Source organism: Pseudomonas marginalis, assembly GCF_001645105.1.
Taxonomy (GTDB): Bacteria; Pseudomonadota; Gammaproteobacteria; order Pseudomonadales; family Pseudomonadaceae; genus Aquipseudomonas; species Aquipseudomonas petroselini.
In genome coordinates this window covers 46,749-67,426 of record NZ_LKEG01000015.1, presented here as the reverse complement: position 1 = coordinate 67,426, position 20,678 = coordinate 46,749, and the positions used below count along the sequence as shown (strand labels likewise).

Genomic DNA, 20,678 nt, shown 5'->3' with positions numbered 1-20,678 from the left:
TCGCGCTTGAAACCTGAATGGGCGAGTTTGAGCTGATCCGCAACTACTTCGCCGCCGCGCCTTGTGCGCAAGGCGGCGAGGGGATTGCCCTGGGGATCGGCGATGACTGCGCCTTGCTGGCGCTCCCCACCGGGGAGCAGTTGGCAATCTCCACCGATACACTGGTGGCCGGGGTGCATTTTGCCGACCCCTGCGACCCCTTCCTGCTGGGCCAGCGCTCGTTGGCCGTGGCGGTGAGTGACCTGGCCGCCATGGGCGCCCATCCCCTCGCGTTTACCCTTGCCCTTACCACACCGACGGTCGATGCCGATTGGCTGCAACGCTATGCCCAAGGGTTGAATGCCATGGCGCAACGTTGCGGCGTGGGGTTGGTGGGCGGTGATACCACGCGTGGTCCGCTGAGCCTGACCTTGACCGTGTTGGGTCGTGTGCCGGCCGGGCAAGCCTTGACTCGCAGCGGCGCGCGAGCGGGCGACCTGCTGTGTGTCGGCGGCGAACTGGGCAACGCCGCCGGCGCCTTGCCGCTGGTATTGGGCCAGCGCAGCGCCGATGCGGCGATCGCCGATCCGTTACTGGCTCATTACTGGTCGCCGCAACCGCAGTTGGCCTTGGGGCTGGCGTTGCGCGGTAAAGCCACATCGGCGATGGATATTTCCGATGGGCTCCTGGCCGATTGCGGGCATATCGCCACGGCATCACAGGTCAGCCTGTTGATTGAGCGCCAGCGTTTGCCGTTGTCCACGGCGCTGCTGGCGTTCGTCGGTGATGACGAAGCGCGGGTGGCGGCCCTGAGCGGGGGGGACGACTACGTGCTGGCGTTCACCCTGCCGCCCGCCGAACTGGCACCACTGCTGGCCGATGGGTTGCCGATCCATGTGATCGGCCGGGTCGAGCCGGGGCAGGGCGTAACCCTACTCGACGCACACGGGCACGACATCACCCCAGCCATTCGTGGCTATCAACACTTTCGAGAGGCGCCGTAACCGGGCGACCTGCGCTACCCTATAGCCTCATACGGATGCAATACCTGTAGGAGGTCATCATTATGGATGTGCGCCGCTGGCTGAGGATTCTGCTGTGTTGCGTCGCCCCCTTGGCGCAGGCACAGGAGGCCGCGGTGGCTCCCGGTAAAGTGTCGCTGGCCAGTGAGGCCTGGGATGACTACACCAATGCCGATGGCAGCGGCCTGGCCTGGGACTTACTGCGACAGGTATTTGAGCCCGCTGGGTTCAAGCTGCAAACCCGCTCTGTGCCCTACACCCGCTCGGTCGGCCTGGCCCAACGCGGCGAGGTGGATGGCTGGGTTGGTTCCTATCCGGGCGAAGTCAAAGGCGTGGTGTACCCGCACTGGCGCTTCGATTCCGACCACATTTATGCGCTGGGGCTGGCGACCACACCCACGCCGACCCTGACCACGCTGGCCAACTACCGCTTGGCGTGGGTGCGCGGCTACAAGTTCGAGGCGTACTTGCCGAATGTACAACGCTTCAACCAGATCGAACGCCGCGATGGCATCCTGCCGATGCTCCAGCACGGCAGAGTGGACTTTTATATCGACTCCCTCACCGAGTCCAAATTCGTACTCAGCCAGGCGAAAGACCCCACACAGTTTAAGCTCACCCCTGTCGTTGAGTTGCCGCTCTACGTCGGGTTTACCGACAGCGAGCGAGGGCGGGTGTTGGCGGGCGTGTTCGACCAGCGTATGGACGCGTTAGTAAAAAGCGGCGAGCTGAGACCGATTTTCGAGCGCTGGCACCAGGCCTATCCCTTCTAACCTGCATAGAACCAGGACGAAGGCCAATCGAACCGATTGATCTTTATCAGCGATAATTCAGCTTAAGCGTCTGTAGGAACCTGCTGTTACAATGGCCGCCTTTGTAAAAACTGAAATCAGGAGCACACGGTGCCCGTCGTTTTCGTCGCTGCTTCCAAGCTGCCTACCCCTTTTGCCACGTTCACCATGAACGGCTTTCTCGAAGAAGCCACCGGGCGCGAGCACGTTGTGCTTAGCCTGGGCGATATCGCTGATGGCGCGCCGGTACTGGGCCGGGTGCACTCCGAATGCCTGACCGGCGATGCGCTGTTCAGCCAGCGTTGCGACTGCGGTTCGCAACTGGAAGCAGCCATGCGGGCCATCGCCCGTGAAGGCCGGGGCGTGCTGTTGTACTTGCGTCAGGAAGGCCGTGGCATTGGCCTGATGAACAAGATCCGCGCCTATGAGCTACAAGATGGGGGTGCCGATACCGTCGAGGCCAACGAGCGCCTGGGCTTTGCCGCCGACCAGCGTGACTACGCGATCTGCCTGCCGATGCTGGAGTACCTGGGCGTCAGCTCCCTGCGCCTGATGACCAACAACCCGCGCAAGGTCAAAGCCTTGACCGAGATGGGCATCACGGTGGCCGAGCGCGTGCCGCTGCACACCGGACACAATCCGCACAACAAACTCTACCTGGCCACCAAGGCCAGCAAGCTCGACCACATGATGGGTAACGAGCACCAAGGCGAGGTCGACCGCGCGTGACCCGTGGCCAGGTGAAACGGCGGCTGTCCTTCAATTGGTGGCAGTACCTGGCCCTGGCGTTGCTCCCCTTGTTTGTGATCAACCTGGTGTTTGGCCAAGCCGAGTCCCTGCTACCCGTGCTGGCCATGCCCTTCTTTATCGCCGGCGTGGCCTCGATGTTCCTCAGCCTGCGTTATTTCAACGGTTATAAACACGCGTTGATCGCCACCTCCAAAGCCCTCGATACTCCCGAAGAACCGGCTGCCTGGATCACCCTGGCGGCCCGTCGGCGCACGGCGTTGCTGATCGCTGCCGTGCCGGCCTGGATCGGTGCGTTGTCGGTGTTCGTCGGCCTGGAAGCGGTGCCGCTGTTCCTGCTGGCGCTGTCGACCGTGGTGCTGTTCTACCTCTACCGCATTCCCCGTCAACTGGGATGAGGTGTCACTGGCTGGCGGTGGTGCTGCTGGCATTCAGTGCCCAGGCGCTGGCGGTCGAACGGGTCGTGAGCCTGGCGCCGTCGCTTTCTGAAATCGTGGTCGAACTGGGCGCCGCCGATCTGCTGGTGGGCGTGCTCGACGGCGGCGAGCGCCCGGCGGCGCTGGCGCAAGTGCCGTCGGTAGGGCATTACGGCCAGTTGGACATGGAGCACCTGCTCAGCCTCAAGCCCGACCTTATCCTGCTCTGGCCCGGCAGTGTCGGTCCCGCCCAGCGTGAGCAGTTGCAGCGCCTGAATATCCCGGTGTACGTCGCCGAACCCCATAGTCTTGAACAACTCACCACTCAGGTCCAGGCCATCGCCGAGCAATTGGATCGCCCTGAGGCCGGACGGCAACTGGCCGCGCAATTGCGCAAACGCCTGGCCGAACTGCGCCAGCGCTATCAGCGTGCCGAGCCGTTGCGGGTGTTTTACCAAGTCTGGAATCAGCCGCTGTACACCGTGGGCGGTGGGCAGATCATCAGCGATGCGCTGACGGTGTGCGGTGCGCGCAATGTGTTCGATGACCTCAAGCTGCCCGCGCCGCAGGTCAACATCGAGTCGGTGCTGCAGCGTAATCCCGAGATGATCCTGGTGGGTGATCAGGCTCAGCAGGCGGCCTGGAAGGTCTGGCCGACGATGGCGGCGCGGGTGCGGTTAGTGCCGGACAAAGGCCTGGAGAGGCCCAGTGGGCAGATGTTGGAGGCGGTGGGGCGGTTGTGTCAGGTGATTGCGCCGAACCTGTGATACCGCCATCGCAGGCACCTCAGATCTCAGGCGTCCACGTCACCCCAAACATCCACACCCGACCCTCTTCGCGATAATCCTGATTGTTTAAAAAGCCCGGGTCGTTATAGCTGTAACGCGCCCGCGCATAGGACCTGTCCAGCAGGTTATCGACCTTCAACGATAGCGCCACTTGCCGATTCAGCGCCCAACTGCTGCGCAACCCAAGCAAGGCATAGCCGCCCAGGCGGTGGGTGTTGTCTTCATCGTCATAGCTGCTGCTGATGGCCTGCCAGCTGGCGCCCAGCCCCAGCGTGTCGAATTGCCGATCCAGATCCAGGTTCAACGTCCGCCGCGCCCGGCGGGCCAACGTGTGGCCGCTGTCGCGGTCGCGTGGGTCGATGAGCGACAACCCAAGGTTGCCTTGCCAGCCAAACAGCTCCTGCTTGAGTGCGGCCTCAAAGCCGTTGATACGCGCCGACGCCACGTTCTGCGGCTTGCCGGAGCGGTCGAGGATGATCGCATCGCTCAAGTCGGTGCGGTACAGCGAGGCTTCAAGGCGCGTGCTGTCGCTCAATTGACTGCGCCATTGCAACTCGTAGCTTTTGGAGGTTTCGGGCTGCAGGTCGGGGTTGCTGTACTGCGTGTCGGGGTAGTACAGGTCGTTGAAGGTCGGTGCACGGAAGCCTTCGCTGTAGGTCAGCAGCAGGTCGTTGTCCGGGTTGACCGGCACTGTCACAGTGCCGCTCCAGCTGTTCTGCCCGCCGAACTGCTGGTTTTGGTCGCGCCGTAGCCCCAGCTCGGTGGAAAACCACTCGCCATGGAAGCGATGCTGTACGAAGGCGGCGCGGTTCCAGCGACTGTTTTCGGTGAAGGTGGTGGAGCCGTGGAAGCGATCTTCGTACCAGTCGCCGCCAAGTATCAGGCTGTTCTGGTCATTCAGCGTCAGGTCGTTCTGCCAGTTGACCGAATCGCGGTAGGTGTTGAACACGCTGAAGTCATCGCTGAGGGTGTCGCGCTTGGTATCGCGGTTCTCGCTATGGCCCAGCTCCAGGCGCGATTGCCAGTGCTCGTTGAGCGTGGCATCGACATAGCCGCTGGCGCTGCTCACGGCGTAGTCGGTGTAGGGCTTTTGCCCAACTGTTTGCCCGGTGGCGAGGTCGTAGCGGCCGAAGCTGTTGTCGTATTCCGATTTGCCACGGTTATCCAACAGGTTGAAACCCGCCTCCAGCGCATCGCTGAAGGAATGGCTGAGGTTCAGGCTGAGGGACTGGTTGCGGTAGGCATCATGGTCGCCATCGCTGGGGAATGAGGTGTGCGTCGAGTTGATCCCGGCGGTGTCATCCAGGCTCGCCCCCAGGTTGAAACGCGTTTGTTCGTCGCCGCCGGAGAGGCCGAGGCTGCGCTCCCAGGTCTGATGGCTGCCAAACCCGAGTTTCAAGCGCGGCTGCACGCCTGGCTCGGCGTTGCGCCGGGTAAACACCTGGATCACCCCGCCAATCGCATCGCTGCCATAGATCACCGAGCGTGAGCCGCGCAGCACTTCCACCCGTTCGATCTGGTCGACATTGAGGTATTGCAGGCCGCTGTCGCCGGAGGTGGTATTAGCGATGCGCTGGCCGTCCACCAGCACCAGGCTTTGCGCGGATTTGGTGCCACGCATATAAATCCCCGGCAGGCTGCCACGGCCACCGCTGGGCGCGACTTGTACACCGGGCACGCGGCTGAGGAGGTCGGTGAGGCGGGTTGGCTGCAGGCGGTCGATGTCGTCGCGGGTGAACACCGTGTTGGCGGCGCTGCTGTCGTTGCGGGCCTGCACCTGGCGGTTGGCGCTGATGACGACGTTGGGGAGTTTCAGCGCGTCGTCGCGGGTATCGGCCAGCAGGTCCGGGGCGCAGAGAAGCAGCAAGGGCAGGGCAAGGCGAAGGCGATTCATCGGCTGTCCGTAGCTTCAAACGTGATACATAACCCATGTGGGAGGGGGCAAGCCCCCTCCCACCTGTTGAGCCGGTTTCTACAGCCCCAGCAGTGTCATGCGCTCGCGTACTGAGGTTTCAATGCCCGCTTCATCCAACCCACACTCCGCCAGCATCTGCGCCGGCTTGGCGTGTTCGACATACACATCCGGCAAGCCCAGGTGCAGCACGGACTTGAGGATATTCTCCCGCGCCAGGAACTCGCTGACCGCCGCACCCGCGCCGCCCATGATGGCGTTTTCTTCGACGGTCACCAGCAGTTCATGGCTGCCGGCGATCTCGCGCACCAAGGCCTCATCCAGGGGTTTGACGAAGCGCATGTCGACCACGGTGGCGTCGATCTTCTCGGCGACCTTCAGTGCTTCGGCCAATTGCACGCCGAACACCAGGAACGCGGTCTTGCTGCCTTGGCGACGCACGATGCCCTTGCCGATCTCGATAGGCTCCAGGTCCTTCTCGATCACGGCATTCGGGCCATTGCCACGCGGGTAGCGCACGGCGGCGGGGCCGTTGTACAAGTGGCCGGTGCTGAGCATCTTGCGCAGTTCGTTCTCGTCGCTCGGCGTCATCACCAGCATGCCGGGGATGCAGCGCAGGTAGGACAGGTCGAAGCTGCCGGCGTGAGTCGGGCCGTCTTCGCCCACCAGGCCGGCGCGGTCGATGGCGAACAGTACGTCGAGGTTCTGCACCGCGACGTCATGCACCAACTGGTCGTAACCGCGTTGCAGGAACGTCGAGTAGATCGCCACCACCGGCTTGGCGCCTTCACAGGCCATGCCGGCGGCAAAGGTCACCGCGTGCTGCTCGGCAATCGCGACGTCGAAGTAGCGCAGCGGGAAACGCTCGCTGAACGCCACCAGGTCGGAGCCTTCCTTCATCGCCGGGGTAATGCCTACCAGGCGTGGGTCGGCAGCTGCCATGTCACACAGCCATTCGCCGAACACACCGGAATACTTCGGCCCGCTGGCCTTTTTCGGTGCAGCGGCGGGAGCGTTCAGTGGGTCGAGCTTGGTGATTGCGTGGTAACCAATCGGGTCGACCTCCGCCGGGGCGAAGCCTTTGCCTTTTTTGGTGACGATATGCAGGAATTGCGGGCCCTTGAGGTCACGCATATTGCGCAGCGTGGCGATCAGGGTGGGCAAGTCATGGCCGTCGATCGGGCCGATGTAGTTCCAACCCAGTTCTTCGAACAGGGTGCCGGGGACCAGCATGCCCTTGGCATATTCTTCGGTGCGCCGGGCAATTTCCCATGCGCCTGGCAGACGCGAGAGCACCTTCTTACTGCCTTCACGCATGCTTGCATACGTGCGGCTGGAGAGGATTTTTGCCAGGTAATTGGACAGCCCGCCGACATTGCGCGAGATCGACATGTCGTTGTCGTTGAGGATCACCAGCATGTTGGCGTCCACTTCCGGCGCATGGTTCAGCGCTTCGAAGGCCATACCGGCGGTCAGCGCGCCGTCACCAATCACGGCAATCGCCTTGCGATCGCTGCCCTGCAGGCGGGCGGCAATCGCCATGCCCAGCGCTGCACTGATGGAGGTGCTGGAGTGGCCGACGCCAAAGGTGTCGTATTCGCTCTCGGCGCGGCGCGGGAAGGCGGCAATGCCGTCCTTCTGGCGCAGGGTGCCCATTTGCTCGCGGCGGCCCGTGAGGATTTTGTGCGGATACGCCTGATGGCCCACGTCCCACACCAGCCGGTCATCCGGGGTGTCGAACACGTAATGCAGGGCGATGGTCAGCTCGATGACGCCCAGGCCGGCACCAAAATGCCCACCGGTCTGGCCGACCGTGTAGAGCAATTCCAGGCGCAACTCATCGGCCAGGGTTTCCAGCTCGGCTTCACCCAGTCGACGCAGGCCGACCGGCGTGACAGCACGGTCAAGCAGGGGCGTGGACGGGCGCTTGCGGGGAATCTCTTGAAACGTCGTGGGCATCAGGCGAATCGTTATAGGTATAGAAGAGGCGGCAGTTTACCTCAAGCATCGCAAACTGCCCACGCAGAGCGCCGAACTTGGCCGATATGCGGCCGTAAAGGCCGCGCGTGTCAGTGGCGGCGTTCGACGATATACCGCGCCAGGTCACGCAGTGGCTCGGCCGCCGCGTCGAATGGTCGCAGGGCGTCCAGGGCCTGGTCACGCAGCTCCAGGGCATAGGCTTTGGCCGCAGTAAGCCCGAGCAGCGCAGGGTAAGTCGGTTTGTCCCGTGCGATATCGGCGCCCTGGCGTTTGCCCAGGGTTGCGGTGTCACTTTCTACGTCAAGAATGTCGTCCTGCACCTGGAACGCCAGGCCGATGGCCAGGGCGTAGGTCTTCAGCGCCGCCAATTGAGGCGCTTCAGCCCGCCCGCTGGCCAGCGCGCCCAAGTGCACGGCGGCTTCGATCAAGGCGCCGGTCTTGTGGCGGTGCATGTGTTCAAGGGCTTGCTGGTCCAGCTTGAGGCTGACCGAACCCATGTCGATCGCCTGCCCGCCCACCATGCCTGCCGGGCCCGCAGCATGGGCGAGTGCAGTCACCATGCGCAGGCGGAGCTCGGCATTGACGCTGCTCAGCGCCGGGTCCAGCAACGCGCTGAACGCCAGGCTCTGCAAACCGTCACCGGCCAGGATCGCATACGCTTCATCGAAGGCTTTGTGGGTGGTGGGTTGGCCGCGCCGCAAATCGTCGTCGTCCATCGCCGGCAAATCGTCATGCACCAGGGAGTAGGCGTGAATCAGCTCGACCGCGCAGGCCGCGCCGTTCGCCTGTTCGGCCGGCGCACCGAGTGCTTCACAGGCCGCATACGCCAGCAACGGGCGCACACGCTTGCCGCCATTCATCACGCTGTAGCGCATGGCCTCATAGAGGCGCTTCATTTCCGGGCTTGGCGCAACAAACAAGGGTTCCAATGCCGCATTGACCCGGGCTTGGCTACTGGCCTGATACGCGTCGATCATTCGGGCTGTTCCGCATCGAAAGGTTCTTCGGCCAACTCCCCGTCACGTTCCAGCAGTACTTGCACCTTCTGCTCCGCCTGCGCGAGCGCGCTCTGGCAGTCACGGGTCAGGCCGATGCCTTGCTCAAACGCGGTCAACGAGTCTTCCAGCGACAACTCACCGTTCTCCAGACGCTCGACCAGGGTTTGCAGGTCGGCGAGGGATTGTTCGAAATCGAGTGCAACTTTTTTGCGGGCCATGGCGGCTATTCCGGTAGACGGTAAACCGGCGCGACACTAGCAGACATGGGGATTCTGGGCAAATGAGTGGGGGTGTCACCTGTTCGCTGTATTGACTTGATACCGCGTGCTGCGGCCGCCTCCGGGGAGTCGGACCAGGCAGTTCTTTTCCAGCAAATCAGCCAGATGACGCGTCGCTGTGGCCTTGGACACCTTTGCCACTGCTTGGTACTGCGCCGCGCTGATACCGTGCTCAAAACCCTTTTCACCGCCATCGAGCAGGCGGTTGAGCACCTTGATCTGTTCGGCAGACAACGCGAGGTCGCGGTGCTGCTGCCAGAACCGGCTTTTGTCCAATACCCGGTCAATCCGCACCATGGCTTGCTGCAGGCTGCGCAGCAGGGTCTTGAGGAACCATTCCAGCCAGTCGGTAATATCCAGCGTGGCTTTTTGGCTGGACTCCAACGCTTTGTAATAGCCTGCGCGGTCCTCAAGAATGCTGGCCGACATGGCGTAAAAGCGGATGGCCTGGTGTTCGCCCTGGGCCAACGCCAAGTCGGTGATGGTGCGTGTCAGTCGACCATTACCGTCATCGAAAGGGTGTAGCGTGACAAACCAGAAATGCGCCACACCGGCGCGGACCAGCGGGTCCAGTTCCGGTTGATTTCGGCTGGTTTCGAACCACTCGAGGAAGTCTTCCAGCGCTTGCTCCAGGCCTTTGCGCGGCGGTGCCTCGAAGTGCACCATCGGCCGATCAAGCCGCCCCGACACCACCTGCATCGGCTCATCGCCACGCAATGCTCCAACATTCAGTGCACGTGCGGCATAACCCGCTTCCGGTGCTGGAAACAGCCAATGATGCCAATTCAAAAGACGGGCGAGGGTAAAGGGCTGGGCGTATTGCTCGGTGGCGTCCATCATAAGATCGGCCAAGCCTTCACTGCGACGGCTGACGCTGGCGTCCTTCAACGGCTCCAGGCCCAGGCCCAGGCGCCGTGCCAGTGATGAGCGCACCGAGCCCACATTCAACTGTTCCCCCTCGATGGCCGAAGAGGTCAGGATGTTTTGCAGTAACGCATCCAGCTCGTTGTGCGCGTTAACCGCCTGGCTGACGGTGCCAAGCATGCCCAGCAGCTTGCCTTGCGCTTGCCCGCACTCACGTAGCAAGGCCGCCAAGCGTCCTGGTTGCCAATGGAAGTGCGGCCAGTCGGGGTGTTGCCAGATCCAGAACGGCTGGTCCATGGGAGGTACCTGGTTGCGTGAGCCGAATAAAAACGTTATTCGGCTCATGTAGTGAGCCGATTGTGCCTCCTATTCGGCTCATCGTCCACTCAGGCAGACGTTGTGGCCGGTTGAGCGCAGCGGCCTTCTGCATCCTTTAGCTGGGCTTCGAACGCAAGCAATCCTGCCTGCGTCTTTTGCAGTGCTGCAATCTGAGTGGCCAATTCGTGTTTCTTCTCGGCGATTGCCTGGTCCGCCCGCTCCCAGGGCAATACATCGCCTACGTGGCCTGCAAGAATCTCCTGCAACTCCTTGAGCTTGAACCCCAATTGCTGCGCGCACTTGATAAACATCAGCAGCTCAACGCTTTGCTCCGAATACACCCGGTATTGACCCTGGCGCTGCGGCGGCGGCAACAGGCCGATCGCCTCATAGTGACGAATCGCCTTGATGGTGGTGCCCGCCAACTGCGCGGCTTTGCCGATGTACATGAAAACTCCCTTTTTCAAATAGTCCGCCGGCTTGCTTCAGCCACTTCGCCCGCTGCGCGGGTGTAGACCCCAGTATCGGCCCGAACATCAAGGTCTTGATTGGCTTGATACCGCAAAACGCCAGCGTAGTCGCACGCATCTGGTGAATGCCCGGCATGCGATAGACCCAGCGGTAATACCACGGGGGCGTGTCCAGGGTCACTAACAAGTGCGCGGTGCGTCCTTGCAGCAGTTTGTCAGGGAATGCCTTGCCCGCTCGGTATTTGAAGGCAAAACCGGGCAGGAAGATGCGGTCGAGGAAACCCTTCATCAACGCCGGGATACCGCCCCACCAGATCGGAAAAACAAATACCAGATGAGTCGCCCAGAGGATGTCGGACTGGGCGCTGAGCAAATCGGGCTCCAAGGCTTGAATGTCGCTGTAGCCGCTGTGAAGCACCGGGTCGAAAGCGATTTCACCCAGGCGTAGCACACGTACCTCATGGCCGGCGTTTTTCGCCGATTGGGTGCAGGTGTCTGCGAGGGCCGAACAGAAACTGGTGCTGGAGGGGTGGCCGAGGATGAGCAGGGTGCGATGAGCCACGGAGAGTGTCCTGGAAAAAAAGAGGCTCAGGGTAGGGGCTGCCGTATAGGGGAGAGTCAAGATTTGACGCCGAGAGGGGACGATTTTTAATTGCCAGTAGGACGATTCCGAGTCCTTCGCAAGCGCCTTCCTGATGCGGGTTCCAGCGCTTGTGAGAGCAAAATCCCCTGGCTAGGCTTCCTCCCGTTGCTAATACGAGAGTGAGCCAGGCATGAAAGAGAGATCGATTGGTGTGACCACGGCCCCCGAGGGTTACCACGATTGGCTGGTCGATCTCAAAAGTCGCATTCATACCGCTCAGCAGCGCGCTACGCTGGCGGTAAACCGCGAGTTGGTGCTGCTTTACTGGCAGATCGGCAACGATATCCTGACCCGCCAAGCGAAGCAGGGCTGGGGCGCCAAGGTTATTGAGCGCCTTGCGCAGGATCTGCGGGCCGCCTTCCCGGAGATGAGGGGGTTTTCACCGCGTAATCTCAAGTACATGCGCGCTTTTGCGGAGGCTTGGCCAGATGTGGAGTTTGTGCAACAAGCTGCTGCACAATTGCCCTGGGGGCATAATTTAGTCCTGCTGGACAAACTCCCCGGTCCCGAAACCCGCCGCTGGTACGCCTCCCAGGCAATCAAGTACAACTGGTCGCGCAATGTGCTGGTCATCCAGATTGAGGCCCGCCTGCTGGAGCGCAGCGGCAATGGCGTGAGCAATTTCGAGAGCCATCTGCCCAAGCCTCAATCCGATCTGGCGCGCGAGTCCCTCAAAGATCCTTATCGCTTTGATTTTCTCAGCCTGACTGCGGATGCGCATGAGCGTGATATCGAGAGCGCCTTGATCAAGCACGTCACCGATTTTCTGTTGGAGCTGGGTGCGGGCTTTGCCTTTGTCGGCCGACAAATGCGCCTGGATGTAGGCGGTGACGAGTTCTTTGTCGACCTGCTGTTCTATCACCTGAAGTTGCGCTGCTACGTGGTGATCGAACTCAAGGCCGGCAGGTTCAAGCCTGAGCATCTGGGGCAATTGAGTTTTTACCTCGCGGCCGTGGATGCCCAGTTCCGGCACCCACAGGACGGTCCCACCATCGGCCTGCTGCTGTGCAAGAGCAAAAATAAAGTCGTCGCCGAATACGCTCTGCGTGATCACACTCGGCCAATCGGTGTGGCTGAATATCAACGGGTCGAGTCGTTGCCGGCGGAACTGCAAACCAGCCTGCCGACTATTGAACAGATCGAGCGTGAGTTGGCCGGTGACGGTGCTCCCGTTCAAGAGAAAGAGTCACCCATCCAGGCTGGGAACGAATAATCGCTCAGTGCTTCTAAGCAACGGCTTCATTCACACCGTTTACCGCCGGAGCGCCAAAAAAACACAACTAACCTTCGAAGGCTGCCTGACTGAGGCACGGAAATAAGGTTCTCTTCATTTACCTTGCTGCGCCGTGCTTCGCCGAGCATCATTCTTTTCCCTGGACCCGACCGCGACGTATGCAGATGCCTCATCTTCCTGCCCCGCTCCCCGCCAACGAGCAGGAGCGCCTCCGGTCCCTGGAACATCTGGGCATCCTGGACAGCGCACCTGAACCTGGTTTTGATGACATTGTGTTGCTGGCAACCAACCTGTGCGACGTACCGATTGCGTTGGTATCGCTGGTGGACAAGGAGCGCCAGTGGTTCAAGGCCTGTATCGGCCTCGACGTTCGTGAGACGCACCGCGACCTGGCGTTTTGCGCGCACGCCATCCTGTCTCCCGATGAGGTGCTGGTGGTCGAGGACGCCGCCCTGGACGCGCGTTTCGAACACAGCGCGCTGGTGTTGGGGCCGCCGTATATCCGCTTTTACGCGGGCGCACCGATTCGCGATGATCGTGGTTTTGCACTGGGCACGGTCTGTGTCATCGATACCCGGGCCCGCACGCTGACGGTCGCGCAACACAATGCCTTGTTGGCGCTGGCCCGGCAAACCGCCTCGTTGCTGCAACTGCGTCTGCTCAGTGAACAGCGGGAATTGCGTGCCCGGCACCTCGAACACGAACTTGCTCAAGCGCAGGCGCTGGGGCGCCAGGCCGAACAGTTCATGCACCATGCCAAGCGGGTTTCGTCGCTTGGCATGGTGGCGGCCAGCATCGCCCACGACTTCAACAACCTCCTGCAAGCGTTGAGTGCCAGCTTGCAGATGGTGCGATTGCGCGCGCGCCGCCCGGACGACGTCGAGCGCTTCAGCGATGCCGGCCTGCAAGCGGTGGATCAAGGCCGTTTGCTGGTCAATCACCTGCTGACCAGCGTGCGTCACGACAGCCCCAACTTGATGTGCATCGACGTCAATGAGCGCCTTGAAAGCATGCGTGACGTGTTGCTGCGGACGGTCTCGGACGGGGTCGAACTGTCCCTCGACCTGGCGGCTGCCGGCACCGGTGTATTGTGCGAAGAGGCACAATTGAGCGCCGCGGTGATCAACCTGCTGGCCAACGCCCGCGATGCCCTGGGCGGCAATGGCCGCGTGCACATCCGTTCACGGCTGGTCAGCGTCGAGCAGGACGAAGCGCTGGCTGCGGGTAATTACCTGCTGCTTAGCATCACCGACAACGGCCCCGGTATGCACGAGGAACTGGCTGCCCAGGTCTTCGAGCCGTTCTTCACCACCAAATGCGCGGGCAAAGGCACCGGCCTTGGGTTGTCCCAGGTATTGGAGTTCGCCCAACGCGCGGGAGGCACGGTCAAAGTGCAAACCGCCCCAGGCGCCGGCACCACGATGAACCTCTATCTGCGTGCCCTTGGCCGTATCGACGCCAACCTGCCCGTCGGCTGAAACGCCGAAAGCCTGCTTTTAAGGGCAGGCTTTGGTATGCAGCGGTTTGCTTAGTCCTTGCGAGCCGTCAACGCCGAATAACCATTCATCAAGTTGCGATAGTTGGGAATACGTTGCGACAACAGATTCCCCAGGCCTTCGATATCGTTGCGCCAGTCGCCCTGCAACTCACACGCTACCGAAAACCAGTTCATCAACTGCGCACCGGCTTGCGTCATCCGGCTCCACGCCGCCTGCTGCACCGTGGTGTTGAAGGTGCCCGACGCATCGGTCACCACAAATACGTCAAACCCCTCCGCCAGCGCCGACAACGTCGGGAACGCTACGCACACATCCGTGACCACGCCGGCAATGATGATCTGCTTACGGCCGGTGGCCTTGATCGCCTTGACGAAGTCTTCGTTGTCCCACGCATTGATCTGACCAGGGCGCGCGATGTACGGCGCATCCGGGAACATCTCTTTCAGCTCCGGTACCAGCGGGCCGTTGGGGCCTTGCTCGAAGCTGGTGGTGAGGATCGTCGGCAGGTTGAAAAACTTGGCCAGGTCGGCCAGGGCGAGCACGTTGTTCTTGAACTCGTTGGGCGAGAAGTCCTGGACCAGGGAGATCAGGCCGGTTTGGTGGTCGACCAGCAGAACGATGGCGTCGTCTTTGTTCAAGCGGTTGTAGGTTGCAGTGCTCATGGTTGAATCCTTTTTGTTTAAGTAGGGAAGGGCGTTGCGTTCAACATGGGCATAGATTAATGGGTGGGTGGCGAGGGATAAATCGGGTGAAATAGGTAATACAGTCAACTCATAGGAGACAATGCTTGCATGGCCAGCAGTACCGATCCCTTTCATTTGCAGGACGTTTCCTAGAGAATCCCAGCCGCTTGCGCCAGCAAAATCCCGCGACTAGGCTGCGGTTTGTCACTGCCTATTCCGTGAACGGGTTTAGTCGCCCGGACTTCGCTAGCGTTTGCGTGCATGACTCCTGACTTGCCCTGACCTGGAAATAGAAACGGGCTCTCTCCTCGCTCTAAGCTCTTCACTAGCTTTACGACTTCCTCGGCAAGCGGAATCACATCTCCATTTTGTCACTCAGGCTTGAGTGCTTGACCTTCGACGCGGTCTATCTTAATTTCGGCGCCCCATCGGGGCAGCTGCCGATTTTCCGCTGCTTTCGCGTCATTCAAAAGGATTTGTTCATGAGTCGCGCTCAACACATTCTGTTGTTCGCCTGTCTGTTCCCTTCGTTCGTATTTTCCGCGCCGACAGCTGAGCGGGCCGAGCTGATGGCGGTCTATCGTCAGGCTGTTTCGCATAACTCCGATCTGGCTGCAGCCCGTGCCGATTACGCTGCGCAACTAGAACTGGTGCCGCAGGCACGGGCCAATCTATTACCGATGATCAGCACCGGCGCTACGTTTGAAGCCACTCGCCTGTCGCGTGACGAGCCAGGGCTTGAACGAGTGCGCAGCGGCAATACGATTCAGGCCAACCTGAAACAACCCTTGGTCAACGCAGCATTCTGGTATGAATTCAAGGCTGCCAAGGCCAGCATTGTGCAGGCGGCGCTGGAATTGTCGGCCAAAGAGCAAGCACTCATTCTGCAGACGGCGGAGGCCTATTTTGAAACATTGCGTGCCACGGATGAGCTGGCGGCATCGGAAGCTGAGGAGACCGCGCTCAAGCAGCAGATGGATCAGGCGCAAGCACGTTTGAAGGGTGGACTGTCGAGCATCACGGATGTCCTGGATGCTGAGTCTGCTTTCGATAATGCCCAAGCCAATCGCCAACTGGCGCAGCGCAAGGTCGAAGACGCTTTCGAGCAACTGGTGAATTTGACCAACCAGCAATACGCCAGTATCGAGGGCATGCAACATCGGTTGCCAGTGCTGGCGCCGATGCCCAATGATACGAAGTCGTGGGTGGAAGGCGCTGTCGAGCAGAACCTGATGCTGTTGGCGAGCAACTATGCCGTCGAGGCCGCCGAAGAACGCGTGCGTCAGCGTCAATCCGGGCATGCGCCAACGGTCGACGCGGTGGCTTCTTATCGCAAGGGCGATAATGACAGTTTTGGCTACAGCAACCCGACTGACTTTGGTCGGGATGGGTATCGTGGCAATGTTGCCCAGAGCAGTGTCGCCGTGGAAGTGACTGTTCCGCTCTATAGCGGGGGGCGCGTCAGTTCCCAATCGCATGAGGCCTATCAGCGGCTGACGCAAAGCGAGGAGTTGAGAGAAAGCCAGCGCCGGGAAGTGGTCCTCAATACCCGTAACTATTTCCGCGCCGTCAACTCGGACATCCAACAGATAAAAGCCCGAAGGCAGACGATCCTGTCGAGCCAGAAATCCTTGAAAGCGTCCAAAGTCGGCGCGGATGTCGGAACCCGTAACACCGTCGACGTCCTCAATTCCCAACGTCAACTCTTCAGGTCTGTACGTGATTACAACGACGCACGTTACGACTACATTCTCAATACCCTGCGGTTGAAACAGGCCGCCGGCACGTTGAGTGCCAACGACCTGCAAGAGCTTGCCCAATATCTGAAGGCCGACTACCAGCCGCAGCGTGATTTTCTTCCCCCTGATCTGATGTAAGGCTCTGGTACAGGCGTTAGAAGTCGGGTCCTAGTCGACAGAGATCGACAATTCGAATAATGTTGTTTTGATATCGTTCTTGCCTCGGGCCTTGGCGCCAAGCGGAACATCGTGCCCCACCCAAGGAAGTCATAGGGGCTCGCTAATGAATTTTCCGCATGGAAGCGTTTATGCAAGAACAAGGTACTTCTCCAGGGCCATCGGCGGCGCTGGACACCGGGCTGGCCTGTCTGGCCATGTTGGCTCGTTTTCACAACGTTGCCGTTTCACCAGAACAGCTTACCCACGAATACGTGGCTGAAGGGCAGTTGTTCGGCAAAGCCGAAATACTGCTGGCCACGCGTCAGGTTGACCTCAAGGCCAAGGCTATCCGCACCACGTTCGAACGGCTCGGGCAAACGCCCTTGCCTGCGATTGCCTGCGCCAGTGACGGCGGATTTTTCATCATTGCCCGTATGGACCAGGAAAAAATCCTGATTCATGACCCCCGATCCCAGCGCCCCGAGATGCTCAGCGCCGAACAGCTTCAGGCGCGCTGGGGCGGCGAGTTGATCCTCATACGGTCCCAGTCGTCGTTGGCAGGGGAGCTGTCCAAGTTCGATTTCACCTGGTTTATCCCCGCCATCGTCAAATATCGAAAGCTACTGGGTGAAGTACTGCTGGTTTCTTTCGTCCTGCAGATATTCTCGTTATTGACCCCGCTTTTCTTCCAGGTCGTCATGGACAAGGTGCTGGTGCACCACGGGCTCACCACGCTGGATGTGATTGCCATTGGTCTGCTGGGCATCATGCTGTTCGAAACGGTCTTGAGTGGGCTACGCAGTTATGTGTTCGCTCATACAGCCAGTCGCATCGATGTTGAATTAGGCTCCAAGTTATTCCGGCACCTGGTGACGCTTCCTCTCTCCTATTTCCAGGCGCGACGGGTTGGCGACTCGGTCGCTCGGGTTCGTGAACTCGAGAACATCCGCAGCTTTCTCACCGGCAACACCATTACGTTGGTGCTGGATGTCCTGTTTTCGGTGGTGTTCATCGCCGTGATGTTTTTCTACAGCGGTTGGTTGACGCTGATAGTGCTGCTGTCACTGCCGTTGTACATCGTGGTTTCCCTGTTGGTTACGCCGGTGCTGCGCGCCCGATTGAACGAAAGCTTCGCCCGTGGCGCCGAGAACCAGGCCTTTCTGGTGGAGACGGTCAACGGCATCGATACATTGAAATCCATGGCGGTCGAACCCCAGATCACCCGCAAATGGGACAACCAGCTGGCGGCCTACGTCAGTGCGGGTTTCAAGACCCAGACCTTGTCCACGATCGCCAATGAAAGTGTGTCCCTGATCGGCAAATTGGTCACTGTCGCGACATTGTGGCTCGGCGCCCGGCTGGTGATTGACGGGCAACTGTCGGTGGGCCAATTGATTGCCTTCAACATGCTCGCGGGCCGAGTCGCGCAACCGATCATGCGCCTGGCTCAACTGTGGACCAATTTCCAGCAGACCGGTGTTTCGGTCCAACGCCTGGGGGATATTCTCAATACCCGGACCGAGATGTCCCAGGCGACCCGCAGTGCATTGCCTGCATTGAAGGGCCGGATTGAATTCGACCAGGTGCATTTCCGTTATCGCCCCGATGGTTCCGAGGTGCTGCGCAGCGTTAGCCTGGAAATAGGCGCTGGAGAGGTGATCGGCATCGTCGGACGCTCCGGCTCCGGCAAAAGCACACTGACCCGCCTGCTGCAGCGTCTCTTTGTCCCGGAGCGCGGCCGTGTCCTAGTCGATGGCATGGACCTGGCGTTGGCCGATGTTTCTTCACTGCGCCGACAGATCGGCGTGGTGTTGCAGGACAACATGCTGTTCGCCCGCAGCATCCGCGAGAACATCGCATTGACCGATCCTGGCGCGCCTCTGGAAGCGGTCATGCAAGCGGCGAAAATGGCCGGGGCCCATGACTTCATTCTTGAGTTGCCCGAGGGCTACGACACGGTGGTCGGTGAGCACGGCGCTTCGTTGTCTGGCGGACAACGTCAGCGCGTAGCGATCGCCCGAGCATTGATCGGCAACCCGCGAATCCTGATTTTCGATGAAGCGACCAGTGCGCTGGACTACGAGTCGGAGCGGATCATCCAGCAGAACATGCAGGCCATCTGCAAGGGGCGAACTGTGATCATCATCGCCCACCGGCTTTCGGCGGTGCGCGATGCCAACCGGATTGTCGTCATGGATCGGGGACAGATCGTCGAACAGGGAACTCACCACGAGCTCCTTGCCCATCAAGCGGGACACTATTCTCGCTTGCACCGTTTGCAACAAGGATAGTTGCCATGAGCGAACCCTCAGCAACACGTGCGTTGTTGCGACGCTATCGGACTGCCTGGCGCCAGGCATGGCACCATCGTAAACAGTTGGACACGCCGAATCGGCTTGCCCACGAAGTCCAGTTCCTGCCGGCCGCGCTCGCCTTGCAGGATCAACCTGCTCACCCGGCGCCACGTTACATCCAATGGACCATCATGGGCTTCGCCGCGCTGGCGCTTTTGTGGGCCTGCGTGGGTGAAATCGAAGTCGTCGCCACGGCGCGCGGCAAGGTCGTGGCAAGCGGCAAGAGCAAGACCATCCAACCGAGCGAAGTGGCGGTGGTGAAAGCCATCCGGGTCTACGACGGGCAATGGGTCAAGGCCGGGGATGTCCTGGTGGAGTTGGACACCAGTGCGACCAGCGCCGACGTCAATCGCCTCAAGAGTGACTTGCTGGCGGCCGAGGTGGACAGCGCCAGGGCCACGGCGTTGCTTGAGGCGATTCAAAGTGGCAAGGAACCCGGCTCACTTGCCACGTACCTGCTTCAGGCGGATCCGCCGCAAGTGATGGCCGCACAACGCTGGCTCCAGGGGCAATACTTGGAACTGCGCAGCTCCCTGGACCAGGTCGATGCCGAAGTCGAGCAGCGCACGGCGGAAATCCAATCGGCCAAGGCGATGGTTGCTTCTGTGCAACAGACACTGCCGATCACCCGTCGCTTGGCCCAAGACTATCGAGAGTTGCTCGACCAGCAATACGTGCCTCGCCACGCCTACCTGGAAAAACAACAGGCCCTGCTGGACCAGGAGCGGGACATGGCCGTGCAGCAAGCGCGCGTGATTGAGCTCAATGCCAGCCGCAAGGAAGCCGAGCGGCGGCGCCAGGGCATCCTCGCCCAGACCCGCCGGGCAATGCTCGATTTGCAACAGCAATCAGAACAGAAAGCGGCGGCGTTGGCACAAGAACTCAAGAAGGCCGAACAACGCGATCACCTGATGAGCCTGACCGCGCCGGTGGATGGCACCGTACAGCAACTGGCAATTCATACCGTGGGCGGCGTGGTGACGGCGGCCCAGCCGCTGATGGTGGTCGTGCCCAATGACCAACCGATGGAAGTCGAGGCCATGCTGGAGAACAAGGACGTCGGTTTTGTCCGCCAGGGCCAGCCTGCCACGGTGAAAGTCGAAACCTTTACCTTCACCAAGTTCGGCACGGTCGAGGGTGAAATAGTCAGCGTTTCCAACGATGCGATCGAAGACGAGAAGCGTGGCTTGATCTACAGCAGCCGCATTCGTTTGTTGCAGGACTCCATTCTTGTCCACGGGAAAAAAGTGCCGTTGTCTCCCGGAATGTCGGTGACGGTGGAAGTGAAGACGGATCGCCGGAAGGTGATTGATTATTTCCTGAGTCCGTTGCAGCAGTATGCGGGTGAGAGTTTACGGGAACGCTAAGCGTGTCTAAGTTCAGAGATGGGCAGACGAGGTTTTAATGGATGAGCTTAAGGTTTTTTTTCGAAGTCTAGATGCGGGTGTTGTTTACTTGAGTCTGATCTTGGTCATGCTTTTGGCAATTAAGATAAAACTTGCCCGTGTATCGTACCTGGTTGTAGGGGGGTGTAGCGTTCCACTGTCATTTTATTGTTTTTTTTACTGGATTTATGGCGCCGGGGGAGACATGTGGGCGCCAGTGATGCTTGTTATAGAAGCGCTAGCGTTTGCCCAGCTCGGCTGGCTGGGTGGAATTCTTTTTTTGCTCGGGGTGGTGCTGAAAAAAGACTATTTGAAGATGTGTGGGCTTTGGGTGTCAATCAGTTCAATAGTTGCTCATGGTCTCTTTCTTGGAAATATCATTTTTCTTTGGGATGGGTCTTGATAAGTGCATTTTAAAA

At 60.3% G+C, this 20,678-nt stretch carries 19 protein-coding genes and 1 pseudogene; 11 read left to right on the top strand and 9 right to left on the bottom strand.

Annotated features, from left to right (window positions below; all coding sequences use genetic code 11):
• The first annotated feature begins 17 nt into the window (after positions 1-17).
• From thiL to AO064_RS01660, 5 genes are all read left to right on the top strand, one after another.
• Complete coding sequence (gene thiL / locus AO064_RS01680) at positions 18-983, top strand: thiamine-phosphate kinase (protein WP_064052219.1); 966 nt, start codon at positions 18-20, stop codon at positions 981-983.
• A 62-nt stretch (positions 984-1,045) separates the two neighbouring features.
• A complete protein-coding gene (locus AO064_RS01675) occupies positions 1,046-1,774 on the top strand; it encodes a type 2 periplasmic-binding domain-containing protein (protein WP_064052218.1) in 729 nt (242 codons plus the stop codon).
• 129 nt (positions 1,775-1,903) lie between these two features.
• Positions 1,904-2,521 carry a GTP cyclohydrolase II gene (gene ribA / locus AO064_RS01670; protein WP_064052217.1) on the top strand — a complete coding sequence of 206 codons (618 nt, stop codon included), beginning with the start codon at positions 1,904-1,906 and terminating at the stop codon, positions 2,519-2,521.
• Positions 2,518-2,937, top strand: a complete 420-nt coding sequence (locus AO064_RS01665) for a nuclear FMR1 interacting 1 family protein (protein ID WP_015886100.1) — start codon at positions 2,518-2,520, stop codon at positions 2,935-2,937. The genes ribA and AO064_RS01665 overlap by 4 nt, the downstream gene beginning before the upstream one ends.
• Positions 2,934-3,722 (top strand): cobalamin-binding protein, encoded by a 789-nt coding sequence (locus AO064_RS01660; protein WP_064052216.1) that lies wholly within the window; start codon positions 2,934-2,936, stop codon positions 3,720-3,722. The genes AO064_RS01665 and AO064_RS01660 overlap by 4 nt, the downstream gene beginning before the upstream one ends.
• 19 nt (positions 3,723-3,741) lie before the next feature.
• Here AO064_RS01660 and AO064_RS01655 read toward each other — a convergent pair whose 3' ends face one another.
• The 7 genes from AO064_RS01655 to AO064_RS01625 all read right to left on the bottom strand — a co-directional run bounded on the left by AO064_RS01655 (position 3,742) and on the right by AO064_RS01625 (position 11,125).
• Positions 3,742-5,637 carry a TonB-dependent receptor domain-containing protein gene (locus AO064_RS01655; protein ID WP_064052215.1) on the bottom strand — a complete coding sequence of 632 codons (1,896 nt, stop codon included), beginning with the start codon at positions 5,635-5,637 and terminating at the stop codon, positions 3,742-3,744.
• Positions 5,638-5,715: 78 nt separating this feature from the next.
• Positions 5,716-7,614 (bottom strand): 1-deoxy-D-xylulose-5-phosphate synthase, encoded by a 1,899-nt coding sequence (gene dxs / locus AO064_RS01650; RefSeq protein ID WP_064052214.1) that lies wholly within the window; start codon positions 7,612-7,614, stop codon positions 5,716-5,718.
• 110 nt (positions 7,615-7,724) lie between these two features.
• Positions 7,725-8,612 (bottom strand): (2E,6E)-farnesyl diphosphate synthase, encoded by an 888-nt coding sequence (ispA, locus tag AO064_RS01645; RefSeq protein ID WP_064052213.1) that lies wholly within the window; start codon positions 8,610-8,612, stop codon positions 7,725-7,727.
• Positions 8,609-8,851 (bottom strand): exodeoxyribonuclease VII small subunit, encoded by a 243-nt coding sequence (locus AO064_RS01640; RefSeq protein ID WP_003176346.1) that lies wholly within the window; start codon positions 8,849-8,851, stop codon positions 8,609-8,611. The genes ispA and AO064_RS01640 overlap by 4 nt, the downstream gene beginning before the upstream one ends.
• 75 nt (positions 8,852-8,926) lie before the next feature.
• On the bottom strand, positions 8,927-10,072 hold the full coding sequence (locus AO064_RS01635) for a Fic family protein (protein WP_064052212.1): 1,146 nt from the start codon (positions 10,070-10,072) through the stop codon (positions 8,927-8,929).
• Positions 10,073-10,161: 89 nt separating this feature from the next.
• Positions 10,162-10,542 (bottom strand): MerR family transcriptional regulator, encoded by a 381-nt coding sequence (locus tag AO064_RS01630; RefSeq protein ID WP_015886094.1) that lies wholly within the window; start codon positions 10,540-10,542, stop codon positions 10,162-10,164.
• Positions 10,481-11,125, bottom strand: a complete 645-nt coding sequence (locus AO064_RS01625; RefSeq protein WP_064052211.1) for an NAD(P)H-dependent oxidoreductase — start codon at positions 11,123-11,125, stop codon at positions 10,481-10,483. The genes AO064_RS01630 and AO064_RS01625 overlap by 62 nt, the downstream gene beginning before the upstream one ends.
• Before the next feature lie 211 nt (positions 11,126-11,336).
• On the opposite strand from AO064_RS01625, the gene AO064_RS01620 reads away from it, so the two are divergent.
• The gene (locus AO064_RS01620; RefSeq protein WP_064052210.1) at positions 11,337-12,419 is read left to right on the top strand and encodes a PDDEXK nuclease domain-containing protein; all 1,083 of its coding nucleotides are present in this window, start codon (positions 11,337-11,339) and stop codon (positions 12,417-12,419) included.
• Between the two features lie 179 nt (positions 12,420-12,598).
• Entirely contained in the window at positions 12,599-13,918 is a 1,320-nt protein-coding gene (locus AO064_RS01615; protein WP_082893853.1) for a sensor histidine kinase, read from the top strand.
• A 50-nt stretch (positions 13,919-13,968) separates the two neighbouring features.
• On the opposite strand, the gene ycaC is transcribed toward AO064_RS01615, so the two are convergent.
• Both ycaC and AO064_RS31105 read right to left on the bottom strand, forming a co-directional pair.
• Entirely contained in the window at positions 13,969-14,601 is a 633-nt protein-coding gene (ycaC, locus tag AO064_RS01610; protein ID WP_064052209.1) for an isochorismate family cysteine hydrolase YcaC, read from the bottom strand.
• A 269-nt stretch (positions 14,602-14,870) separates the two neighbouring features.
• Positions 14,871-14,981 (bottom strand): annotated as a pseudogene (locus tag AO064_RS31105) (tyrosine-type recombinase/integrase); the annotation flags it as partial.
• Positions 14,982-15,104: 123 nt separating this feature from the next.
• On the opposite strand from AO064_RS31105, the gene AO064_RS01605 reads away from it, so the two are divergent.
• The 4 genes from AO064_RS01605 to AO064_RS01590 all read left to right on the top strand — a co-directional run bounded on the left by AO064_RS01605 (position 15,105) and on the right by AO064_RS01590 (position 20,662).
• Positions 15,105-16,499, top strand: a complete 1,395-nt coding sequence (locus tag AO064_RS01605; protein ID WP_064052208.1) for a TolC family outer membrane protein — start codon at positions 15,105-15,107, stop codon at positions 16,497-16,499.
• Between the two features lie 170 nt (positions 16,500-16,669).
• A complete protein-coding gene (locus AO064_RS01600) occupies positions 16,670-18,811 on the top strand; it encodes a type I secretion system permease/ATPase (protein WP_064052238.1) in 2,142 nt (713 codons plus the stop codon).
• Positions 18,812-18,816: 5 nt separating this feature from the next.
• The gene (locus AO064_RS01595; RefSeq protein WP_064052207.1) at positions 18,817-20,241 is read left to right on the top strand and encodes an HlyD family type I secretion periplasmic adaptor subunit; all 1,425 of its coding nucleotides are present in this window, start codon (positions 18,817-18,819) and stop codon (positions 20,239-20,241) included.
• Positions 20,242-20,278: 37 nt separating this feature from the next.
• Positions 20,279-20,662: a hypothetical protein gene (locus AO064_RS01590; RefSeq protein WP_064052206.1), complete on the top strand. Its 384-nt coding sequence runs from the start codon at positions 20,279-20,281 to the stop codon at positions 20,660-20,662.
• Positions 20,663-20,678: the final 16 nt, after the last annotated feature.